This window comes from Lelliottia sp. SL45 (assembly GCF_026672535.1).
Classification (GTDB): domain Bacteria; phylum Pseudomonadota; class Gammaproteobacteria; order Enterobacterales; family Enterobacteriaceae; genus Enterobacter; species Enterobacter nimipressuralis.
In genome coordinates, this window is sequence record NZ_JAPPRH010000003.1 from 1,938,495 (window position 1) to 1,957,679 (window position 19,185).

Consider the following 19,185-nt stretch of genomic DNA (forward strand, 5'->3'; position numbering starts at 1 on the left):
AAGGGAAAGTGAGGCTGTCAGTCGCACAAAGGTTATGCGCAGGATTGATTTGTCGCAATGATTGACACGATTCCGCTTGACGCTGCGTAAGGTTTTTGTAATTTTACAGGCAACCTTTTATTCACTAACAAATAGCTGGTGGAATATATGACTATCAAAGTAGGTATCAACGGTTTTGGCCGTATCGGCCGTATTGTTTTCCGTGCTGCTCAGGAACGTTCTGACATCGAAATCGTTGGTATCAACGATCTGTTGGACGCTGAATACATGGCGTACATGCTGAAGTACGACTCAACTCACGGTCGTTTCAATGGCACCGTTGAAGTGAAAGACGGCCACCTGGTTGTTAACGGCAAAACCATCCGTGTTACTGCTGAAAAAGATCCAGCTAACCTGAAGTGGAACGAAATCGGTGTTGATGTTGTTGCTGAAGCAACGGGTATCTTCCTGACCGACGAAACTGCGCGTAAACACATCACCGCTGGTGCGAAGAAAGTTGTTCTGACTGGTCCTTCCAAAGACAACACGCCTATGTTCGTTAAAGGCGCTAACTTTGACAAATACGAAGGCCAGGACATCGTTTCTAACGCATCCTGCACCACCAACTGCCTGGCTCCGCTGGCAAAAGTTATCAACGACAACTTCGGCATCATCGAAGGTCTGATGACCACTGTTCACGCGACCACCGCAACTCAGAAAACCGTTGATGGCCCGTCTCACAAAGACTGGCGCGGCGGCCGCGGCGCAGCTCAGAACATCATCCCATCCTCTACCGGTGCTGCTAAAGCAGTAGGTAAAGTACTGCCAGAACTGAATGGCAAACTGACTGGTATGGCGTTCCGCGTTCCTACTCCAAACGTATCCGTTGTTGACCTGACCGTTCGTCTGGAAAAAGCAGCGTCTTACGAAGAAATCAAGAAAGCTATCAAAGCCGCTTCTGAAGGCGCAATGAAAGGCGTTCTGGGTTACACCGAAGACGACGTTGTTTCTACCGACTTCAACGGCGAAGTGTGCACTTCTGTGTTCGATGCTAAAGCAGGTATCGCACTGAACGACAACTTCGTGAAACTGGTTTCCTGGTACGACAACGAAACTGGCTACTCTAACAAAGTACTGGACCTGATCGCTCACATCTCCAAATAAGTTGAGATGAGATACTGATCCAAAAAGGCGACCTCGGTCGCCTTTTTTTATGCTTAAAGACAGAGGATTGCGTAATGATTCACAAAATTTTTGCACTTCCAGTAGTCGAACAACTTACCCCTGTACTCTCCCGCCGCCAGATTGATGGCGCGGATATTATTGTCGTCGACCACCCGCGCGTGAAAGCCTCTGTGGCCCTCAATGGCGCCCACCTGCTCTCCTGGAAACCAGAAGGCGAAGAAGAAGGCCTGTGGCTGAGCGCGGCGACCTCTTTCAAGAAAGGGGCGGCAATTCGCGGTGGCGTACCTATCTGCTGGCCGTGGTTTGGCCCTGCCGCTGAAGCAGGCCTGCCAGCGCACGGATTTGCCCGTAACCAACAGTGGACGCTGAAAGCGCACAACGAAGATGATAACGGCGCCGTGCTGACCTTCGAACTGCAAAGCAATGACGAAACCCGCGCGCTGTGGCCGCATGACTTCACGCTGTATGCCCGTTTCAAACTGGGTCAAACCTGTGAAATTGAGCTGGAAGCGCACGGTGAGTTTGAAACCACCTCTGCACTGCACACCTATTTCAACGTCGGCGACATTGCGGATGTGAAAGTGAGCGGCTTTGGCGATCGCTTTATTGATAAAGTGGATAACGCGAAAGAAGGTAAACTGAGCGACGGCGTGCAGACCTTCCCGGATCGTACCGACCGCGTCTATCTGAACCCGGAAGCCTGCAGCGTGATACACGATGCGGCGCTCAACCGTGGTATTGAAGTGGTTCACCACCATCACAGCAATGTGGTGGGCTGGAACCCAGGCCCGGCGCTCTCTGTGAGCATGGCTGACGTACCGGACGACGGGTATAAAACCTTTGTCTGCGTCGAAACCGCGTGCGTCACCGCACCGCAGAAAACCAGCGCGGATAAACCTTCCCGCCTGGGTCAGACCATCAAAATCGTTAAACGCTAATCCTGTTTCCCCTCTCTGCGCGGAGAGGGGAAATTTCGTTACACCACGTCCAGTGCTGTTTTACGCCCCGGTGCCGGGAACGCTGCATCCAGCCGCGCAAGTTCTTCAGCCGAAAGCGTTAACGCCAACGCGCCTGCATTCTCTTTCACATGTTCAATCGACGCCGCTTTTGGAATGGCGATAACACCCTGATGGCTAATCACCCACGCAAGAAGCACCTGTGCGGCGCTGGCATGATGATGTTGCGCGATGTCATTCACAGCGGGATGATTGAGCAAGCCAGAGCGTAACCGTCCGGCTTGCGCCAGCGGGCAATAGGCCATCACCGGCATCGACTGCTGCTGACACCAGGGAAGCAGATCGTATTCAATGCCACGCGAGGCCAGATGATAAAGCACCTGATTGGCGGCACACTCCGCACCGCCGTCGACGCCCCACAGCTCCTGCATATCGTCATGGTCGAAATTAGACACACCCCAGCGGCCAATTTTGCCCTGCTGTTGCAATGTCTGCATCAGCTCAACGGTCTCGTCCAGACCGTAGTTTCCGCGCCAGTGCAGTAGGTAAAGGTCGATGTAGTCGGTGCCGAGACGACGGAGGCTGGCCTCGCAGGCCGCTATCCCCTTTTTCCCGCCCGCATTCCACGGATAGATCTTGGAGACCAGGAAGACGCGATCGCGCTGGCCTTTGATTGCCTCGCCCACCACCTCCTCGGCTCGGCCATCTGCATACATTTCGGCGGTATCGATAAGCGTCAGCCCCATATCGATGCCCGCTCGCAGTGCAGCCACTTCGTTTTGCCGCTGACCGGCGTTTTCACCCATATACCAGGTTCCCTGCCCCATCGCCGGCAAGGTAAAACGGTCAGCAAAAATCACGGTTTTATCTGACATGTTTCTCTCCTGTTTTCCTCCGCACCACGATAAAGCAAACGGGGCGCAAGCGCCCCGTTGTCATGCACAGAATGCACCGTAAAAGTGCACAATCAGAAACTGTAGGTCACGCCCGCAGAGAACAGACCGGCCCAGGACTTATCAACCATCGGGCTGTCTTTCACTTCATCGCTAAGACGGGTGTAACGGGTAGAGGCGTACAGATTCCAGTCGCTGGCAAACTTATAGCTTGCGGTCAGTTCCAGGTACGGGTTCCAGCCGTCATCCGCGTCATAGCTGTTCAGGCCACTACGTTTAGACTCTTTATGGGACACCCCATAATAGTAGTCATTGTAGTTTTCGCTGCTGTACTCCACACCGATACCCGGCGTCAGCGTGATGCCGCCGTTGGTGTAGCGGTACAACCAGGCCAGATCCCAGATAAACCCGTTGCTGTTGTCCAGCGTATCGCCCGCAAGCGCAGTGCGCAGGAAGCCATACTGGGTGTTGTGAACATAGGAAAGCCCCGCCATTACGGTGCTTCTGCGTTTATCGAGCTGACGCAGCGCATGGCTGTCACTGTCACCCGGTTTGAAGTGCATCGGGTTGTAGTACGCCATGATGGAGAGCTTATCTGTGTTGTCATTCCACAGGTAGTAACCGCCACCCAGGCCGCGGAACCAGAAATTATCGCCTTCATAAGTGATCACTGGCACCGGATAAACGTCGCGATCGTACTGTTTATACGGGCTGTTGATAACGCCGACGCCTGCGCCAACGGACCACTGATCGGCCGCGTGAGCGGTGCTAACGGACGTGGCGACAAGTACGCCCAATGCCAGAAGTTTGAGTTTGGTCACAATCCATTCTTTCCTGTAGTCAAATAATCAGCGAGTGAAGTGTAACCGCCCTGCCCACACATCCCAAAATTTTTTGCCCGCTAATGAGTTTAATTAACCGATTATTTTCATCATTTAAGATGACCGGAGGCTTTCATTTATGTGACGAGGCAGTGAAAGTCGACGTTTTATCCTGAATCTCGCCGCAGATTTTTTGGATGAGTTATTGATATGTCATTGAAATTAGATTCTGGAGGCATGCAAGTTTTGCAAATGCCATCTACGCTTAATTTTAGGAAGATGAATTGCTGTACGCCCGGCGGTTGAGAGCACAAGACCTGGCACACGGGTTGCTGCTCTGGTACTGAGGTGCGGGGGTGAAGACGCTTCCAGGAGCCTCCACTATTCATACGAACGGCTCTTTTCCTGTGCTAAAAAACGAAAGGACGGCATGCCATGAATATATTCGATCACTATCGCCAGCGCTATGAAGCTGCCAAGGACGAAGAGTTCACACTGCAGGAGTTTCTTGCTGTCTGTAAGCAAGATCGCAGTGCCTATGCCAATGCGGCAGAACGGCTATTGATGGCTATCGGTGAGCCAAACATGGTCGACACTGCCCTCGAACCACGGCTCTCCCGTCTCTTTTCGAATCGTGTGGTTGCACGATACCCCGCTTTTGAAGAATTTTATGGCATGGAAGACGCCATCGAGCAGATTGTTTCGTACCTGAAACACGCGGCTCAGGGTCTGGAAGAGAAGAAACAGATCCTTTACTTATTAGGTCCGGTCGGTGGCGGTAAATCGTCCCTGGCAGAACGCCTGAAATCACTGATGCAGCGCGTGCCGATCTATGTTCTTAGCGCCAACGGAGAACGCAGCCCGGTTAACGATCATCCGCTGTGCCTGTTCAATCCGCAAGAAGATGCCCAAATTCTGGATAAAGAGTTTGGCATCCCGAACCGCTATCTCGGCACGATCATGTCGCCGTGGGCGGCGAAGCGCCTGCATGAGTTTGGCGGCGACATCACCAAATTCCGCGTGGTAAAAGTCTGGCCATCCATTTTGCAGCAGATTGCGATTGCCAAGACCGAGCCGGGCGATGAGAACAACCAGGATATCTCCGCGCTGGTCGGTAAGGTCGATATCCGTAAACTGGAACACCACGCGCAAAACGATCCGGATGCCTATGGCTATTCCGGCGCGCTGTGCCGTGCCAACCAGGGTGTGATGGAGTTCGTGGAGATGTTTAAAGCGCCAATTAAGGTGCTGCATCCGCTGCTGACCGCCACCCAGGAAGGGAACTACAACGGGACGGAAGGTATTTCCGCCCTGCCGTTCAACGGGATCATTCTGGCGCACTCGAACGAATCAGAGTGGGTCACCTTCCGTAATAACAAAAACAACGAGGCGTTCCTTGACCGTGTGTACATCGTCAAAGTGCCTTATTGCCTGCGGATCTCCGAAGAGATCAAAATTTACGAAAAACTGCTTAACAACAGTGAGCTGGTGCATGCCCCTTGCGCGCCGGGAACCCTGGAAACGCTGTCGCGCTTCTCGATTCTGTCGCGTCTGAAAGAGCCAGAAAACTCCAGCATCTATTCGAAGATGCGCGTCTACGATGGCGAAAGTCTGAAAGATACCGATCCGAAAGCGAAGTCCTATCAGGAGTATCGCGATTACGCCGGTGTCGACGAAGGGATGAACGGCTTGTCCACGCGGTTCGCGTTTAAAATCCTCTCCCGCGTGTTCAACTTCGATCACGCCGAAGTGGCGGCCAACCCGGTACATCTGTTCTACGTTCTGGAGCAGCAGATTGAGCGCGAGCAGTTCCCGCAGGATCTGGCGGAACGGTATCTTGAGTTCCTCAAAGGCTATCTGATTCCGAAATACGCCGAGTTTATCGGCAAAGAGATCCAGACCGCCTACCTGGAATCCTATTCCGAATACGGGCAGAACATTTTCGACCGTTATGTCACCTATGCGGACTTCTGGATCCAGGATCAGGAATACCGCGACCCGGATACCGGCCAGCTGTTTGACCGTGAATCCCTGAACGCGGAACTGGAAAAAATTGAGAAGCCGGCCGGGATCAGTAATCCGAAAGACTTCCGTAACGAGATCGTGAACTTCGTGCTGCGCGCCAGAGCGCATAACAGCGGACGTAACCCGAACTGGACCAGCTACGAAAAACTGCGCACGGTTATTGAGAAGAAAATGTTCTCGAATACCGAAGAGCTGTTGCCGGTCATTTCGTTTAATGCCAAAACCTCAACCGACGAGCAGAAAAAGCACGACGATTTTGTCGACCGCATGATGGAGAAAGGCTATACCCGCAAGCAGGTTCGTCTGCTGTGCGAATGGTATTTGCGCGTACGTAAATCGTCTTAACAAAAGTGCCCGGTGGCTTTTCGCCATCGGGCCGACAACGACAACCTTCCGTTAGCCGAATAAGCGCAGCGCATCCGGCAAACAGGGAGTGCAAAAGTTGGCAATGCAGTACGGGGGGCATATGACCTGGTTTATTGACCGGCGTCTTAACGGCAAAAACAAGAGCACGGTGAACCGCCAGCGCTTCTTGCGCCGTTATAAAGCGCAAATTAAACAGTCGATCTCCGAGGCCATCAACAAACGTTCGGTGACCGATGTGGATAGCGGCGAGTCCGTCTCTATCCCGACGGATGATATTAGCGAACCGATGTTCCATCAGGGACGGGGCGGCTTGCGCCATCGCGTACACCCAGGTAACGACCATTTTGTGCAGAACGATCGCATTGAACGCCCGCAGGGCGGCGGCGGTGGTTCAGGAAGCGGTCAGGGGCAAGCAAGTCAGGACGGTGAAGGCCAGGATGAGTTCGTCTTCCAGATTTCCAAAGATGAGTATCTCGATCTGCTGTTCGAGGATTTGGCGCTGCCAAACCTGAAAAAAAATCAGCACCGTCAGCTAAACGAGTACAAAACCCACCGCGCCGGTTATACCGCCAACGGCGTTCCGGCGAATATTAGCGTAGTGCGTTCCCTGCAAAACTCGCTGGCCCGACGCACCGCGATGACGGCGGGTAAACGTCGTGAACTGCGCGAGCTTGAGGTCAGCCTTAAGACCGTTGAAAACAGCGAGCCTGCGCAACTGCTGGAGGAAGAACGGCTGCGCAAAGAGATTGCCGAACTACGGGCGAAAATCGAGCGCGTGCCGTTTATTGACACCTTTGACTTGCGTTACAAGAACTACGAGAAACGTCCGGAACCTTCCAGCCAGGCGGTTATGTTCTGCCTGATGGACGTCTCCGGCTCGATGGATCAAGCCACCAAAGATATGGCGAAGCGCTTTTATATTCTGCTCTACCTGTTCCTGAGCAGAACCTATAAGAACGTGGATGTCGTCTATATCCGCCACCACACGCAGGCTAAAGAGGTGGATGAGCACGAGTTCTTCTACTCTCAGGAAACCGGCGGGACCATTGTCTCCAGCGCCCTGAAGCTGATGGATGAAGTGGTGAAAGAGCGCTACGACCCGGCGCAGTGGAATATTTATGCCGCGCAGGCGTCCGATGGCGATAACTGGGCGGATGACTCCCCGCTCTGTCACGAAATTCTGGCGAAGAAAATTTTGCCGGTGGTGCGGTATTACAGCTACATCGAAATTACCCGGCGCGCGCATCAAACGCTCTGGCGGGAATATGAACACCTGCAGGCGATGTTCGATAACTTTGCCATGCAGCATATCCGCGATCAGGATGATATTTATCCGGTCTTCCGCGAACTGTTCCACACGCAAAGTACCAGTAACGCATAAACTCACAGCCAGCGCCCAAACGCTGGCTGTTTTATTTACTGGCTCACATTAATACAGTCGAGATTTTTACCCCTCGGCATAATGCACACCATTATTCCCGAGATAAGCGTCCTATCCGCCCTCTCACTCTTGCATAGCCCGTTAAATGTCCGTATCTGTCATTTCCCTGGTAAATATCGCGCAGTCGTAAAAATAGCCCACGCGTGGGCATTATCGGTTTCTTGAAATTAATGCTCTTAAAATACACTGTGCTAATGTAGTCGCACGACTTAACAACCCGAGGGAAATAACGATCATGTCAGACGAGATAAAAGGCACCGCCACCCACCAGCAGCTGATCGCGCTGTTATCTGACCAGGGCGCGCAATATCGCGTGGTGGAACATGCGGCGGTAGGAAAATGCGAAGCGGTGAGCGAGATTCGCGGCACGGCGCTTGGCCAGGGTGCGAAAGCGCTGGTCTGTAAAGTTAAGGGTAACGGGGTGAAAAAACATGTGCTGGCGATTCTGGCGGCGGATCAGCAGGCCGATTTGAGTCAATTAGCCAGCCATTTTGGCGGGAGCAAAGCTTCGCTTGCAAGCCCGGCAGAAGTGGACGTTTTAACCGCCTGCGTCTTCGGGGCAATTCCCCCGTTCAGCTTTCATCCGGACCTGACGCTGGTTGCCGATCCCCTGCTGTTCGAGCGTTACGATGAGATTGCCTTTAACGCCGGTCTGCTGGAAAAATCGGTCATTATGAATACCCATGACTACCTGCGCATCGCCCAGCCTGAGCTGGTGGCGTTTCGCCGCGCCTGAGCTTCCCGGCTGGCAGTTCTGTCAGCCGCGTTTTTCCAGAAACATCACTGAGGCCACCAGTATTATCGCAATGGTAAAAAACGACGACGAGATAATCAGCGTTTCAACAAACATGTGATCGTTCATGTTGATTCCCCTTTTGCTGCGTTCATCTCTTTTTAATCCCCACAGATGACAATGATATGACAGATTCAGGTCAGCCCGATGAATACGAATAAGCTGAAACGATTCTGGTGAAAATAATCCCCTCGCGATAAATACAACCCATATCACAATAATTTGTTACCGGTATCACGAAAAAGGATTTCCATAAGTCCATTGCCAAATCTCGTAATTGTTAACCCCCCCGGCCTGCTTAACACTGCATACAAGAACACCCGCAAATAAACCTTACACTGGCAAGGTGAATAACATGAGCAATACAATTTCCCGTAAAGAGAAAATCAGTTATGGGTTAGGTGATATGGCGAGCCATATTGGGCTGGATAACGTTATTATCTTTCTGACCTTTTATTATACGGACGTCGTCGGTCTGCCCGCCGCCTTTGTGGGAACCATGTTTCTGCTGGCAAGAACGGCAGATGCGATTATCGATCCGGCGATGGGCTATATTGCCGATCGCACCCGTACCCGCTGGGGTAAATTCCGCCCGTGGATGCTGTGGCTGGCCCTGCCGTTTGGTGCCAGCTGTCTGCTCACCTACGCCGTGCCGGAGTCGCTGGATCTTCACGGCAAAATGATTTTTGCCACCATCAGCTACACGGTGATGATGCTGATGTATACCGCCATTAATATCCCCTATTGCTCGATGGGCGCAGTGATTACCCCGGACAACGAAGCGCGTATTTCCCTTCAATCGTATCGCTTTTTCCTCGCCACCCTCGGCGGTGCGTTATCCACCTTCTTTATGATGCCCCTGGCTGAATTTCTCGGCGGCGACGATAAATTACTCGGTTATCGCTGGGCGATGGCAATAATGGCGACGATTGCGGTCATTATGTTCTGGATCTGTTTTGCAAATACCCGCGAGCGTATTAACGCCCCCGCGACGCACAATAATTATCTGGCTGAATTACGCGATTTATTGCGCAACGATCAGTGGCGCGTGGTTGCCGTTCTGGTATTAACCAATATTGGTTTTGGGGTTATTCGTCTAGGGGCGATGATGTATTTCGTCACCTATTATCTCGGCAGCGCCAGCTATTTTATGTGGATGCTCGGTGCGCATATTCTCGGCAAAGCGGCGGGCAGCGCGCTGGCAAAACGCCTGACGCGAAACTACAGCAAAGTACAGATGTTTGGCTACTGCGCGGTGCTGGCGGGCGTGCTGAGTATTGCCCTGTTCTTCGCGCCGAAAATGGTCGTGGTACTGGTACCGCTCACCTTCATTATTTCCACCCTATATCAGGCCACCACCACCTTAATGTGGGTGATGATGGCTGACGTCGCCGATTACGGCGAATGGAAACAGGGCAAACGCATGGACGGCGTGATCTTCTCGACCTTCCTCGCTGTGCTCAAACTGGGAATGGCCATCAGCGGTGCCATCGTCGGCTGGACGCTGGGCTTCAGCGGCTATGTGGCTAACGCGCCGGAGCAAACCTCCACCGCCATGTACTGCATCATCGCCCTCTTTACCGTGGTGCCGGGCATTCTCTCCCTGTGCGCATTTGCCACCCTGCGCTGGTACAAGCTCGACGACCGCACCATGCAATCCATCAACCTTGCCAAACACAGTCTTTCGTAAAAGGACGCATTAACCATGAGTGAACTCATTCAACATACCAACAGTATCGAGTGGCGCTTTGAGCGGCAGATCCTGCGCATCGAGCCGTGGGGTAAAAACAGCCTGCGCGTGAGAGCCACCTGCTCCCCGGACTTCAGCGAAGCGTTACAGGCACTTCTGCCCGCGGCTCCTTGCACCGCGGAGATCACCGCGGAGAACGAAAGCCTGACGCTGCGCAACGGCAACATCACCGCCACCCTGAATCTGAAAGGCCAGCTGGCATTCTATAACCAGCGCGGTGAGCTGCTGCTGGAGGAGATGTGGCGTCAGCGCTCAACGGTGGGGATTGGAGCCAGCGAAAAGAGCCAGGATAAATATGTCAGCGCCCTGAAACTCGACGGTCGCGAATTCAAACCGCTGGCGGGCGGCAAGTATCAGCTCACCGTGCGCTTTGAATCGCGCCCTGAGGAGCGGATTTACGGTATGGGTCAGTATCAGCAGCCCTGGCTGGATCTGAAAGGCTGTACCCTCGAACTGGCCCAGCGCAACTCTCAGGCCAGCGTGCCTTTTATGCAGTCGAATCTGGGCTACGGCGTGCTGTGGAATAATCCGGCGATTGGGGAAGTCAGCTTTGCCAAAAACCAGACCGAATGGCGCGCCCGCGTCACGGGGGAGATGGACTACTGGATCACCGCAGGCGACAGCATCGCGGAGATCACCCGCCAGTATGTCACCGCCACCGGCACTCCGCCGCCTGCCCCGGCCTTTATCAGCGGCCTGTGGCAGTGCAAATTGCGCTACCGCACCCAGCAGGAGGTACTGGAAGTGGCGCGCGAATATCGCCGTCGCAACCTGCCGCTCGCTGTGATGGTGATTGATTTCTTCCACTGGCCGAATCAGGGCACCTGGTGTTTCGACCCGGTCGACTGGCCCGATCCCAAAGCGATGGTGGATGAACTCACTGAGATGGGCATCGAGCTGATGGTCTCCGTCTGGCCGACCGTCGAAGCGCGCAGCCCACTGTTCCCGCAGATGAAAGCCAAAGGCTGGCTGGTCAGCAGCGAGCGCGGCGTGCAGGTGAATCTCGACTTTATGGGCAACACCACCTTTTTCGACGCGACCCATCCGCAGGCACGTGAGTTTGTCTGGGAGACCGTCAAGAAAAACTACTACGATCTGGGCATCAAACTGTTCTGGCTGGATGAAGCCGAGCCGGAGTATCGCGCCTACGATTTTGATAATTATCGCTATCACGCCGGCCCGGTGCTGGAGGTGGGCAACCGCTATCCACGCGATTTTGCGCAGGGCTTCTACGACGGCTTAACCGCTAACGGCGAGCGCGATATCGTCAATCTGGTGCGGTGTTCCTGGGCGGGCAGCCAGCGCTACGGCGTGCTGGCGTGGTCCGGCGATGTACATTCATCCTTCCACGCGTTTCGCAACCAGCTGGCCGCCGGGCTGAATATGGGGCTGGCGGGCATCCCGTGGTGGACCACGGACATCGGTGGATTCCAGGGCGGAAACGTCAACGATCCGGCATTCCACGAGCTGCTGATTCGCTGGTTCCAGTGGGCGGTCTTCTGTCCGGTACTGCGCATGCACGGCTATCGTGAGCCGCAAATCCAGCCGCCAGAGCGCTATCGCGACGGCATTCCTCAGTGCAACAGCGGCTCGCCCAACGAGCTGTGGAGCTACGGCGAAGCGAACTTCGCTATCATGCAGCACTGGCTGTCAGTGCGTGAAAAACTGCGCCCGTACATTGATGCTCTGTATGAGAATGCCCATCAGCACGGCGACCCGCTGATGCGCCCCCTGTTCTGGCACTATCCGCAGGAAAAACAGAGCTGGGAGACGGAAGATCAGTATCTGTTCGGCGAAGATCTGCTGGTTGCACCTGTGATGCACGCCGGGCAGCGCCAGCGTGACGTCTGGCTTCCCGCAGGAGATCACTGGATCGCTTTAAACGGCGAGCGATATCGCGGCGGCGAACGCGTGACGGTCGACGCGGCGCTGGAGACGATTCCGGTGTTTATTCGCGACAGTAGTCCGCTGGTGAAGGTGTTAGTGAGCTAGCCTCGGGCAGCTGCCCAAAAATGGGGGATTTGTCGATAAAAGCCTGTTTACGCTCGCCTTTGCGGGTAAAGTAAGCAGGCTTACTTTTTTCTGGCAAGGATACCCCTCATGTTTGACCCTACCCTGCTGATCCTGCTGGCGCTGGCTGCGCTGGGCTTTGTCAGCCACAACACCACGGTGGCCATTTCGATCCTGGTGTTAATTATCGTGCGCGTAACGCCGCTCAACACTTTCTTCCCGTGGATAGAAAAACAGGGCCTGACCATCGGGATCATCATTCTGACCATCGGGGTGATGGCTCCCATCGCCAGCGGTACGCTCCCGGCCTCGACACTTTTACACTCCTTTGTGAACTGGAAATCGCTAGTGGCCATCGCCGTGGGGGTGTTCGTCTCCTGGCTCGGCGGGCGCGGGGGTAACGCTGATGAGTTCGCAACCCTCTCTCGTCGCCGGTCTGCTGGTCGGAACGGTGCTCGGCGTGGCGCTGTTCCGCGGCGTGCCGGTCGGCCCGCTGATCGCCGCCGGGCTGGTGTCCCTGTTTATTGGGAAGTCGTAGACAGGCTGGCGATATAGCGCGCGGGTGTCTGCCCCAACCCTTTTTTGAACATCGTAATAAACGCGGTGGTGGAGTCATATCCCAGTGACTGCGCCGCCTGCTGGACCGATTTACCGCCGATCAACAGCTGTAGCGCGACGATTAACTGCAGCTGATGACGCCAGCGGCGAAAACTCAGGCCCGTCTCCTTCACCACCAGCCGCGCCAGATTGCGCTCGCTCATGGCAAAGTGGCTTGCCCACTGGGCCAGCGTCTGCCACTCGGCGGGTTGCTCAGCCATGGTTTCGCTCATCATGCGGATTTTAGGGTGCGGCGAAACCGGCAGCTGAAGCTGCTCCTGCGGCTGCTGCGGGACTTCATCAAACAGCACATCAACCAGCCGGGAGGTGGACGGGAGCAACAGCTGCTCGCGGGTTTTGCTCGCCAGCGTCAGGATCAGTTCGCGCACCAGCGGGGAGATTTTTAGCGTACAGCAGCGTTCCGGAAGCGTCACCGCGCCCGGCTCAATAAACAGAAAACAGAGCTGCGCGCCGGGCGTAGCTTTGTTGCTGTGAGGGATTTGGCCTGGGATCCACACCGCGTACTGCGGGGGCACCATCCACATGGCGTTTTCCACTTCGCAGGTGATGGCCCCGCGCAGGGCAAGGATCAGCTGACCTTTACGGTGCTGGTGGCGCGGGATGCGCTGTTCGTCTTCCACCACGCGGATGCGAAACGCCACGGCCGCATCGTGCTGGCTGTCGGGATCGTAGCCGTCAAGTCCGAGACCTTGCATAAAGTTGTCCGATATTAGCGATAAAGTGTCATTTTAGCTTGATTTAAACAGGGTGGAAAACGGGTATTGTGTGCCCTCGTTACGTTGTCAGAGAAAACCATGACTACTGCTATTCCCTCTTCCGGCAAAGATCGCCTGCTGTTGATTGCCGGTATTTTGATGATTGCCACCACTTTGCGCGTCACCTTTACTGGTGCGGCCCCTTTACTGGACATGATTCGTCACGACTACGGCCTGACGACTGCCCAGACTGGCCTGCTGACCACTCTGCCGCTGCTGGCCTTTGCGCTGATTTCCCCTCTCGCCGCCGGTGTGGCGCGGAAGATCGGCATGGAGCGCAGCCTGTTTTTCGCCATGCTGCTCATCTGCGCGGGCATTGGCCTTCGTTCGCTGCCCTCCGCTGCGCTACTGTTTATCGGCACCGGGGTGATTGGCTGCGGAATTGCGCTGGGTAACGTCCTGCTGCCCGGTCTGATTAAGCGTGATTTTCCAGGCCAGGTGGCAAAGCTTACCGGTGCCTACTCCCTGACCATGGGCGCGGCGGCAGCGCTGGGCTCAGCGATGATCGTACCACTGGCCCTGAGCGGCGCGGGCTGGCACGGCGCGCTGCTGATGCTGATGGTGTTCCCGCTGTTAGCCACGCTTCTGTGGCTGCCCCAGTGGCGACAAAAACATACCGCCTCCTTAAGCAATGCGCGGGCGCTACACAACCGTGGCATCTGGCGCTCGGCCCTCGCCTGGCAGGTGACGCTGTTTCTCGGCATTAACTCGCTGATTTACTACGTGATTATCGGCTGGCTGCCGGCAATTCTGCTCAGCCACGGCTACAGCGAAACCGAGGCCGGATCGATGCACGGTTTGCTGCAGCTGGCGACCGCAGCGCCGGGGCTTGCCGTGCCGCTGCTGCTGCATAAACTGAAAGACCAGCGCGGTATCGCCGGGTTATCGGCACTGATGTGCGCGGTGAGTCTCGCCGGGTTCTGGTTTGTGCCGGATCAGGCCGTGCTCTGGACGATTGTCTATGGATTTGGTTCCGGCGCGACGATGATTCTTGGCCTGACCTTTATCGGACTGCGTGCCAGCTCGGCGCACCAGGCGGCGGCACTTTCCGGAATGGCGCAGTCGGTCGGGTATCTGCTGGCGGCCTGTGGTCCACCGCTGATGGGGAAAATTCACGACACCGCGGGTGACTGGCGGATCCCGCTCATCACCTGTGCGCTGGCTGGCGTGGTGATGGCGGTCTGCGGTGTGCTTGCCGGGCGCGACCGCGAGATCACGCCCCACTGAGTCTGACGGCAGGCCGAATGGCCTGCCCGTTTAGCTGCGAGCGGCGTGCAGCATGGCCTGTACCAGCGGTACAGGACGCCCCGCCAGCGCACCGCGCTCGTGCTGGAACAGCGTGGCGACGAAGAACGGATGCGTTACCAGTTCTACCGCGCGGATCTCGCCTTGTTCATCCCAGCCCGTTACGCGCATATCGCCGCTTTCCAGCTCTTTCGCGAACGCCGGAGAAACGCCGTAGTTGCAGTGATACCCTTCTTCGATCTCTTCCCGGCCATAGGCTTTAGCGATAATCGTGTTAGCACGAAGTTCGATGGTATCGGTTTTCTCCACCAGCGAGCAGGTCAGAGGGGCAATCACCATTCTGCCGTCGGTATCGGTTTCCGCATGCGCCGCATCGCTCCAGCCCAGCACGTTTCGCGCATATTCAATAAGCGCATGCTGGAACCCGCCGCAGGTTCCTAGAAACGGAATACTGTTTTCACGCGCAAAACGCGCAGCAATAAACGCCCCGTCGACATTTTTATACGGACTTGCCGGCACCAGCCAGATCGCATCGTAGCCCACTAAATCTTCCGGGCTGGTCAGCTCGGTGGTGGCGATCCAGTCGTAATCCGCCGTTAAATCCAGCACGGCCGCCGCATCATCGATGGATAACGGAATGGCCTGGTGAGCAATGACATCAGGGTTGTAGTCACCAACAAGTGCAATGCGAAGTGTGTCTTTTACCGGGGAGAGTTCCATGAGAGGTTCCATATGCCAAAGAATTATCAGATAACATAAGGAACCTCAGCCTACCGATCTTTTGCAGGGTTCACAATACCTTAAATTGGAGGGGCAAAAATTCAGGTGGTATAGTGATAGCGTATTATCCCCCCTTATTTCGGGTAGTCTGAAACCTCATGAAAACCAAAATTCTGGTCAGCGCGTGTCTGATGGGCCACAAGGTTCGCTATAACGGCAGCGAGAAAGCGGCTATTTCTGACACCCTCAGGCGCTGGCAGCAAGAACAACGACTGGTGACGCACTGCCCGGAGCTGGCAGCAGGTCTGTCGATCCCACGTTTACCCGCAGAGATTGTCTCAGGCGGCGGAAATGAGGTGATGGCGGGCCGCGCGCGCATTCTGGAAAGTGACGGTCGCGATGTGACTGCGCATTATCAGCTTGCCGCCTGGCTTGCGCTACGTGCAGCCCAGGAGGGGAACTGCCGCGCCGCCCTGCTGACCGACGGCAGCCCTACCTGCGGCAGCGAGCTGATTTACGACGGCAGCTTTCGCGGGCAAAAACGCGCAGGGATGGGCGTCGCCGCCGCACTGTTACGTGAACACGGTATTCAGGTATTTTCCGATAACCAGCTTGCTGAGCTGATCGCCTGGGTTGAGGAGAGAGACAATGATTCAGTGTAAACGGGTGTATGACGCACCAGCCGAAAACGACGGCTATCGCATTCTGGTCGACCGGCTCTGGCCGCGCGGCGTCAAGAAAGAGGCGCTGGCTTTTGATGAGTGGTGCAAAGCCCTGACGCCCTCCGGCGAGTTACGCAAAGCCTTTCACAGCGAAACCATTGATTTCCCCGCTTTTCGCGAGGCCTATCTGCAGGAGCTGGCGCAGCATCAGGACGAAGGGCAACGTGTGGCTGCCCTGGCGAAAAACCAGACCCTGACGCTGCTCTACGGCGCGAAGAACACGCGGCAGAACCACGCTCTGGTTCTGGCCGACTGGCTGCGCCAGTTAGCTGAAGGTTAGTTCGTCGAGGATGTGTGACGCATCATCAGGCGTCAGCGGCAGCAGATGTTCCGGGCGCACAAAGGCAAAACCATGCTGATTATCAACGGCGTAAACATCGCCGGTGACCAGCCACAGGGCGCGATCGGCGCTGGCAGGCAGCTCGGTCATCACGCCGTTAACGGGGTTCAGGAAACGCAGGCCTGGCTTGCAGAGCGCAAAAAGCTCCACGGATTTGCCGATATTGCGCCGCCCGGCGGCAGTGCGGGCGCCGATGACCATGCACAGGCTGCCCGGTTTTAACTGAAACATACTTCTCTCGCGGTCTCTGTTATCAGCCACACGGACTGAGATAATTCTTAAAGAGAAGTGTATCGCAGTCGCTCCTGCCCTGTCACGCAGCAGGCGTAGGGTGATCGCGGCGGAACAACTCCCACTCATCAATCACTTCGCCGCCCGGCAGTTTGCACTCGGTGCGCACGCCCTGCGGACTTTGTACCGGAACGCGCTCTCCGCCCTTCTTCACACAGTACACGGCAGCAGGATTAGCCATACCGATTTGCGGAGGTTTCGGCGCGTCAGGTGGGGTCGAACAGGCGGCCAATGGCAGAGCCATCGCCAGCAGCAGGTATCGCATGGGGTTGTCCTTTCTGTTTGCAAAGTCTAAAGCGTACCGGGACTTCGCCGTTTTCTCCATGATTTCTCCATTAAACCTGCACTTTTTCACCCTATAGTGGCTGCGTTCTCAATGACCAGAGAACATCATTCCGTAATCAAGATGTCTTTGCCCCGCACGCCTGTGCGGGGCTTTTTTTCGCCTGCCCTGCCACGCGTACCGCGACAATATATAAAATTTCCTGTATTCGTGTTTTACTATGCCCCAGCCGAAAAATTCAGCACAACATGCAGATACTGGCGTCTTCTGCATGGGAGTTTACCCACGTCATGTCGGATATTATTCTTGCCCGTGTTTCAGAAACCCTTGCAACAGAACAATCCCTTGAAAGCCTGGTTCGACAGCTCCTGGAAATGCTGGAGATTGTCACCGAGATGGAATCGACCTATCTGACGAAAGTCGATATCAATGCGCGTTTGCAGCATATTCTTTACGCCCGCAACAGTAAGCAGATGCAGATCCCAGAAGGGCTGAGCGTGCCGTGGGGCGATACGCTGTGTAAGCGCGCCATCGATAGCAACTCTTTTTTCAGTAATGAGGTCGCGGAACGCTGGGCCGACTGCGACGCCGCCAAAGCGCTGGGCATCACAACCTACGTGAGTATTCCTATTCATCTTGCAGATGGTTCGCTGTACGGCACCCTCTGTGCGACCAGCACGCAAAAACAGACCTTAAGCGACCGGGCCGAGCAGGTTCTGCAGCTTTTTGCCGGGCTGATTGCGCAGTACATTCAAAAAGAGTCGCTGGTTATTCAGCTGCGCGAGGCGAACGCGGCGCTGATCGCGCATTCCTATACGGATGCGTTAACCGGTTTACCCAACCGCCGGGCGATTTTTGATAATCTCAATACCCTGTTCTCGCTGGCGCGCCACCTCAAGCGCAATGCCATCATCGCCTACATCGATCTTGATGATTTTAAGCTCATCAACGATCGCTACGGCCATGAGACGGGCGATCAGTTTTTGGTTGAGGTCGGTAAGCGATTGATCGACGGCCAAACCGAAGACGACATCGTCGGGCGGCTCGGCGGCGATGAGTTTTTAGTGGCCTGCCTGAGTAAGGGTGAAAAAGCGGTCGATAACGCGCAAATCAATATTCTGCGCACGCAGCTTGGCGCGTCGATTGCAGGAGAGTACTGGCTTGGAAACGTACACCTGGTCTACCCTGGCGCGAGCCTGGGCGTGGTGGCGGTGGATCCTGCCAGTACCGATGCAGACAGCGCGTTGCGCGCGGCGGATACGGCCATGTACCTGGATAAAAAAGGCAAAAGCAAAACACGCTTTCTCCCGGATGAGTAACCCCGTACACTTTGCGGGCAAGGAAACCTTAGAGGTGATGTGATGAGGATCGGAATTGTTTTCCCGGTCGTTATTTTTATAACGGCAGTGGTATTTTTAACGTGGTTTTTTGTCGGCGGTTACGCCGCGCCGGGGGCATAAATGCGTAAGACAACCATCATTATGTTGATCGTCGCGGTCGTGGCGGTAGCGGGTACCCAGTTCGGCTGGTGGTGAACCCGGAAAACTAAAAAGGCTGCCCTTTGGCAGCCTTTTTTGATGGTGAACGCTGTTAGCTTTTGATTTTTCTGTAGATAAACAGAACCACCAGCGCACCCACTACCGCAACAGCAAAGCTGCCGATATTGAAGCCATCGACTTTACCAAAACCGAACAGGGTGCTGATCCAGCCGCCGACCACGGCGCCCACGACCCCCAGTATTACTGTCACGAAGAACCCACCGCCATCTTTGCCCGGCATGATCCACTTCGCCAGAATCCCCGCAATAAGCCCAAAGATAATCCAGGATAAAATTCCCATAGCTTTCCTCTCTGTATGGTTTTTTGTCATTAAATCAACGACACAGAAAAGGATAGCACAGGATCACCAAAATGATATTTGTGATAGGGATCACGCTGCCTGTTTGCACATTTTATCAGCACTTAAAAAAATCACGCACCACACAAAAGATGG

The 19,185-nt window shown here is 55.1% G+C and carries 21 protein-coding genes and 1 pseudogene; 14 read left to right on the forward strand and 8 right to left on the reverse strand.

Annotated elements, in window-relative coordinates; genetic code table 11:
- Positions 1-147 precede the first annotated feature (147 nt).
- On the forward strand, positions 148-1,143 hold the full coding sequence (gene gapA, locus OVA10_RS15440) for a glyceraldehyde-3-phosphate dehydrogenase (protein WP_100780526.1): 996 nt from the start codon (positions 148-150) through the stop codon (positions 1,141-1,143).
- A gap of 74 nt (positions 1,144-1,217) precedes the next feature.
- The gene (locus OVA10_RS15445; RefSeq protein WP_100780527.1) at positions 1,218-2,102 is read left to right on the forward strand and encodes a D-hexose-6-phosphate mutarotase; all 885 of its coding nucleotides are present in this window, start codon (positions 1,218-1,220) and stop codon (positions 2,100-2,102) included.
- Positions 2,103-2,140: 38 nt separating this feature from the next.
- Here the strand turns inward: OVA10_RS15445 and OVA10_RS15450 are convergent, their stop codons facing one another.
- A complete protein-coding gene (locus OVA10_RS15450; protein ID WP_268196269.1) occupies positions 2,141-2,995 on the reverse strand; it encodes an aldo/keto reductase in 855 nt (284 codons plus the stop codon).
- Between the two features lie 92 nt (positions 2,996-3,087).
- The gene (locus OVA10_RS15455; protein WP_107703848.1) at positions 3,088-3,834 is read right to left on the reverse strand and encodes a MipA/OmpV family protein; all 747 of its coding nucleotides are present in this window, start codon (positions 3,832-3,834) and stop codon (positions 3,088-3,090) included.
- 435 nt (positions 3,835-4,269) lie between these two features.
- On the opposite strand from OVA10_RS15455, the gene yeaG reads away from it, so the two are divergent.
- The 3 genes from yeaG (at position 4,270) to OVA10_RS15470 (ending at position 8,402) form a co-directional block, all read left to right on the forward strand.
- A complete protein-coding gene (gene yeaG, locus OVA10_RS15460) occupies positions 4,270-6,204 on the forward strand; it encodes a protein kinase YeaG (RefSeq protein ID WP_100780530.1) in 1,935 nt (644 codons plus the stop codon).
- A gap of 121 nt (positions 6,205-6,325) precedes the next feature.
- Positions 6,326-7,606, forward strand: coding sequence for a YeaH/YhbH family protein (locus OVA10_RS15465; RefSeq protein ID WP_102103479.1), 1,281 nt, complete (start codon positions 6,326-6,328; stop codon positions 7,604-7,606).
- A 295-nt stretch (positions 7,607-7,901) separates the two neighbouring features.
- Complete coding sequence (locus OVA10_RS15470; RefSeq protein ID WP_129034396.1) at positions 7,902-8,402, forward strand: YbaK/prolyl-tRNA synthetase associated domain-containing protein; 501 nt, start codon at positions 7,902-7,904, stop codon at positions 8,400-8,402.
- Between the two features lie 21 nt (positions 8,403-8,423).
- Here OVA10_RS15470 and yoaI read toward each other — a convergent pair whose 3' ends face one another.
- On the reverse strand, positions 8,424-8,528 hold the full coding sequence (gene yoaI / locus OVA10_RS15475) for a small membrane protein YoaI (protein ID WP_228483420.1): 105 nt from the start codon (positions 8,526-8,528) through the stop codon (positions 8,424-8,426).
- Positions 8,529-8,814: 286 nt separating this feature from the next.
- On the opposite strand from yoaI, the gene OVA10_RS15480 reads away from it, so the two are divergent.
- The 3 genes and pseudogenes from OVA10_RS15480 (at position 8,815) to OVA10_RS15490 (ending at position 12,757) form a co-directional block, all read left to right on the forward strand.
- Positions 8,815-10,149, forward strand: a complete 1,335-nt coding sequence (locus OVA10_RS15480) for a glycoside-pentoside-hexuronide (GPH):cation symporter (protein WP_107703850.1) — start codon at positions 8,815-8,817, stop codon at positions 10,147-10,149.
- A gap of 15 nt (positions 10,150-10,164) precedes the next feature.
- Positions 10,165-12,201 (forward strand): glycoside hydrolase family 31 protein, encoded by a 2,037-nt coding sequence (locus tag OVA10_RS15485; protein ID WP_268196270.1) that lies wholly within the window; start codon positions 10,165-10,167, stop codon positions 12,199-12,201.
- 108 nt (positions 12,202-12,309) lie between these two features.
- Positions 12,310-12,757: pseudogene (locus OVA10_RS15490) on the forward strand (DUF441 domain-containing protein).
- On the opposite strand, the gene OVA10_RS15495 reads toward OVA10_RS15490, so the two are convergent.
- A complete protein-coding gene (locus tag OVA10_RS15495; RefSeq protein ID WP_100780535.1) occupies positions 12,741-13,532 on the reverse strand; it encodes an AraC family transcriptional regulator in 792 nt (263 codons plus the stop codon). The pseudogene OVA10_RS15490 and the gene OVA10_RS15495 sit on opposite strands and share 17 nt — an antisense overlap.
- 99 nt (positions 13,533-13,631) lie before the next feature.
- Between OVA10_RS15495 and OVA10_RS15500 the strand changes: the two genes are divergently transcribed.
- Positions 13,632-14,819 (forward strand): CynX/NimT family MFS transporter, encoded by a 1,188-nt coding sequence (locus OVA10_RS15500; RefSeq protein WP_268196271.1) that lies wholly within the window; start codon positions 13,632-13,634, stop codon positions 14,817-14,819.
- A 30-nt stretch (positions 14,820-14,849) separates the two neighbouring features.
- On the opposite strand, the gene OVA10_RS15505 is transcribed toward OVA10_RS15500, so the two are convergent.
- On the reverse strand, positions 14,850-15,557 hold the full coding sequence (locus OVA10_RS15505; protein WP_123429086.1) for a CTP synthase C-terminal region-related (seleno)protein: 708 nt from the start codon (positions 15,555-15,557) through the stop codon (positions 14,850-14,852).
- A 158-nt stretch (positions 15,558-15,715) separates the two neighbouring features.
- Between OVA10_RS15505 and OVA10_RS15510 the strand changes: the two genes are divergently transcribed.
- Both OVA10_RS15510 and OVA10_RS15515 read left to right on the forward strand, forming a co-directional pair.
- Entirely contained in the window at positions 15,716-16,219 is a 504-nt protein-coding gene (locus OVA10_RS15510) for a DUF523 domain-containing protein (RefSeq protein ID WP_123429087.1), read from the forward strand.
- Positions 16,206-16,559: a DUF488 domain-containing protein gene (locus OVA10_RS15515; protein WP_268196272.1), complete on the forward strand. Its 354-nt coding sequence runs from the start codon at positions 16,206-16,208 to the stop codon at positions 16,557-16,559. Before OVA10_RS15510 ends, OVA10_RS15515 begins: the two co-directional genes overlap by 14 nt.
- Here OVA10_RS15515 and OVA10_RS15520 read toward each other — a convergent pair.
- Together OVA10_RS15520 and OVA10_RS15525 are read right to left on the reverse strand one after the other, a co-directional pair.
- On the reverse strand, positions 16,545-16,850 hold the full coding sequence (locus OVA10_RS15520; protein WP_100780540.1) for a hypothetical protein: 306 nt from the start codon (positions 16,848-16,850) through the stop codon (positions 16,545-16,547). The two genes, OVA10_RS15515 and OVA10_RS15520, sit on opposite strands and share 15 nt — an antisense overlap.
- Before the next feature lie 82 nt (positions 16,851-16,932).
- Positions 16,933-17,175 carry a putative hemolysin gene (locus tag OVA10_RS15525; RefSeq protein ID WP_100780541.1) on the reverse strand — a complete coding sequence of 81 codons (243 nt, stop codon included), beginning with the start codon at positions 17,173-17,175 and terminating at the stop codon, positions 16,933-16,935.
- Positions 17,176-17,483: 308 nt separating this feature from the next.
- Here OVA10_RS15525 and OVA10_RS15530 point away from each other — a divergent pair, with 308 nt between their 5' ends.
- The 3 genes from OVA10_RS15530 to yoaJ are packed head-to-tail and all read left to right on the forward strand — an operon-like array spanning position 17,484 to position 18,728.
- Positions 17,484-18,512, forward strand: coding sequence for a sensor domain-containing diguanylate cyclase (locus OVA10_RS15530; RefSeq protein WP_268196273.1), 1,029 nt, complete (start codon positions 17,484-17,486; stop codon positions 18,510-18,512).
- A gap of 42 nt (positions 18,513-18,554) precedes the next feature.
- Positions 18,555-18,653, forward strand: coding sequence for a YoaK family small membrane protein (locus OVA10_RS15535; protein WP_041689378.1), 99 nt, complete (start codon positions 18,555-18,557; stop codon positions 18,651-18,653).
- On the forward strand, positions 18,654-18,728 hold the full coding sequence (yoaJ, locus tag OVA10_RS26170) for a protein YoaJ (protein ID WP_100780899.1): 75 nt from the start codon (positions 18,654-18,656) through the stop codon (positions 18,726-18,728).
- A 55-nt stretch (positions 18,729-18,783) separates the two neighbouring features.
- On the opposite strand, the gene OVA10_RS15540 is transcribed toward yoaJ, so the two are convergent.
- The gene (locus OVA10_RS15540) at positions 18,784-19,032 is read right to left on the reverse strand and encodes a GlsB/YeaQ/YmgE family stress response membrane protein (protein WP_100780542.1); all 249 of its coding nucleotides are present in this window, start codon (positions 19,030-19,032) and stop codon (positions 18,784-18,786) included.
- Positions 19,033-19,185: the final 153 nt, after the last annotated feature.

Excerpts from the sequence above, each read along its gene's own strand:
- gapA (WP_100780526.1), top strand. The coding sequence starts at position 148 with ATGACTATCAAAGTAGGTATCAACGGTTTTGGCCGTATCGGCCGTATT.
- OVA10_RS15445 (WP_100780527.1), top strand. The coding sequence starts at position 1,218 with ATGATTCACAAAATTTTTGCACTTCCAGTAGTCGAACAACTTACCCCT.
- OVA10_RS15450 (WP_268196269.1), bottom strand. The coding sequence starts at position 2,995 with ATGTCAGATAAAACCGTGATTTTTGCTGACCGTTTTACCTTGCCGGCG.
- yeaG (WP_100780530.1), top strand. The coding sequence starts at position 4,270 with ATGAATATATTCGATCACTATCGCCAGCGCTATGAAGCTGCCAAGGAC.
- OVA10_RS15465 (WP_102103479.1), top strand. The coding sequence starts at position 6,326 with ATGACCTGGTTTATTGACCGGCGTCTTAACGGCAAAAACAAGAGCACG.
- OVA10_RS15470 (WP_129034396.1), top strand. The coding sequence starts at position 7,902 with ATGTCAGACGAGATAAAAGGCACCGCCACCCACCAGCAGCTGATCGCG.
- yoaI (WP_228483420.1), bottom strand. The coding sequence starts at position 8,528 with ATGAACGATCACATGTTTGTTGAAACGCTGATTATCTCGTCGTCGTTT.
- OVA10_RS15480 (WP_107703850.1), top strand. The coding sequence starts at position 8,815 with ATGAGCAATACAATTTCCCGTAAAGAGAAAATCAGTTATGGGTTAGGT.
- OVA10_RS15485 (WP_268196270.1), top strand. The coding sequence starts at position 10,165 with ATGAGTGAACTCATTCAACATACCAACAGTATCGAGTGGCGCTTTGAG.
- OVA10_RS15495 (WP_100780535.1), bottom strand. The coding sequence starts at position 13,532 with ATGCAAGGTCTCGGACTTGACGGCTACGATCCCGACAGCCAGCACGAT.
- OVA10_RS15500 (WP_268196271.1), top strand. The coding sequence starts at position 13,632 with ATGACTACTGCTATTCCCTCTTCCGGCAAAGATCGCCTGCTGTTGATT.
- OVA10_RS15505 (WP_123429086.1), bottom strand. The coding sequence starts at position 15,557 with ATGGAACTCTCCCCGGTAAAAGACACACTTCGCATTGCACTTGTTGGT.
- OVA10_RS15510 (WP_123429087.1), top strand. The coding sequence starts at position 15,716 with ATGAAAACCAAAATTCTGGTCAGCGCGTGTCTGATGGGCCACAAGGTT.
- OVA10_RS15515 (WP_268196272.1), top strand. The coding sequence starts at position 16,206 with ATGATTCAGTGTAAACGGGTGTATGACGCACCAGCCGAAAACGACGGC.
- OVA10_RS15520 (WP_100780540.1), bottom strand. The coding sequence starts at position 16,850 with ATGTTTCAGTTAAAACCGGGCAGCCTGTGCATGGTCATCGGCGCCCGC.
- OVA10_RS15525 (WP_100780541.1), bottom strand. The coding sequence starts at position 17,175 with ATGCGATACCTGCTGCTGGCGATGGCTCTGCCATTGGCCGCCTGTTCG.
- OVA10_RS15530 (WP_268196273.1), top strand. The coding sequence starts at position 17,484 with ATGTCGGATATTATTCTTGCCCGTGTTTCAGAAACCCTTGCAACAGAA.
- OVA10_RS15535 (WP_041689378.1), top strand. The coding sequence starts at position 18,555 with ATGAGGATCGGAATTGTTTTCCCGGTCGTTATTTTTATAACGGCAGTG.
- OVA10_RS15540 (WP_100780542.1), bottom strand. The coding sequence starts at position 19,032 with ATGGGAATTTTATCCTGGATTATCTTTGGGCTTATTGCGGGGATTCTG.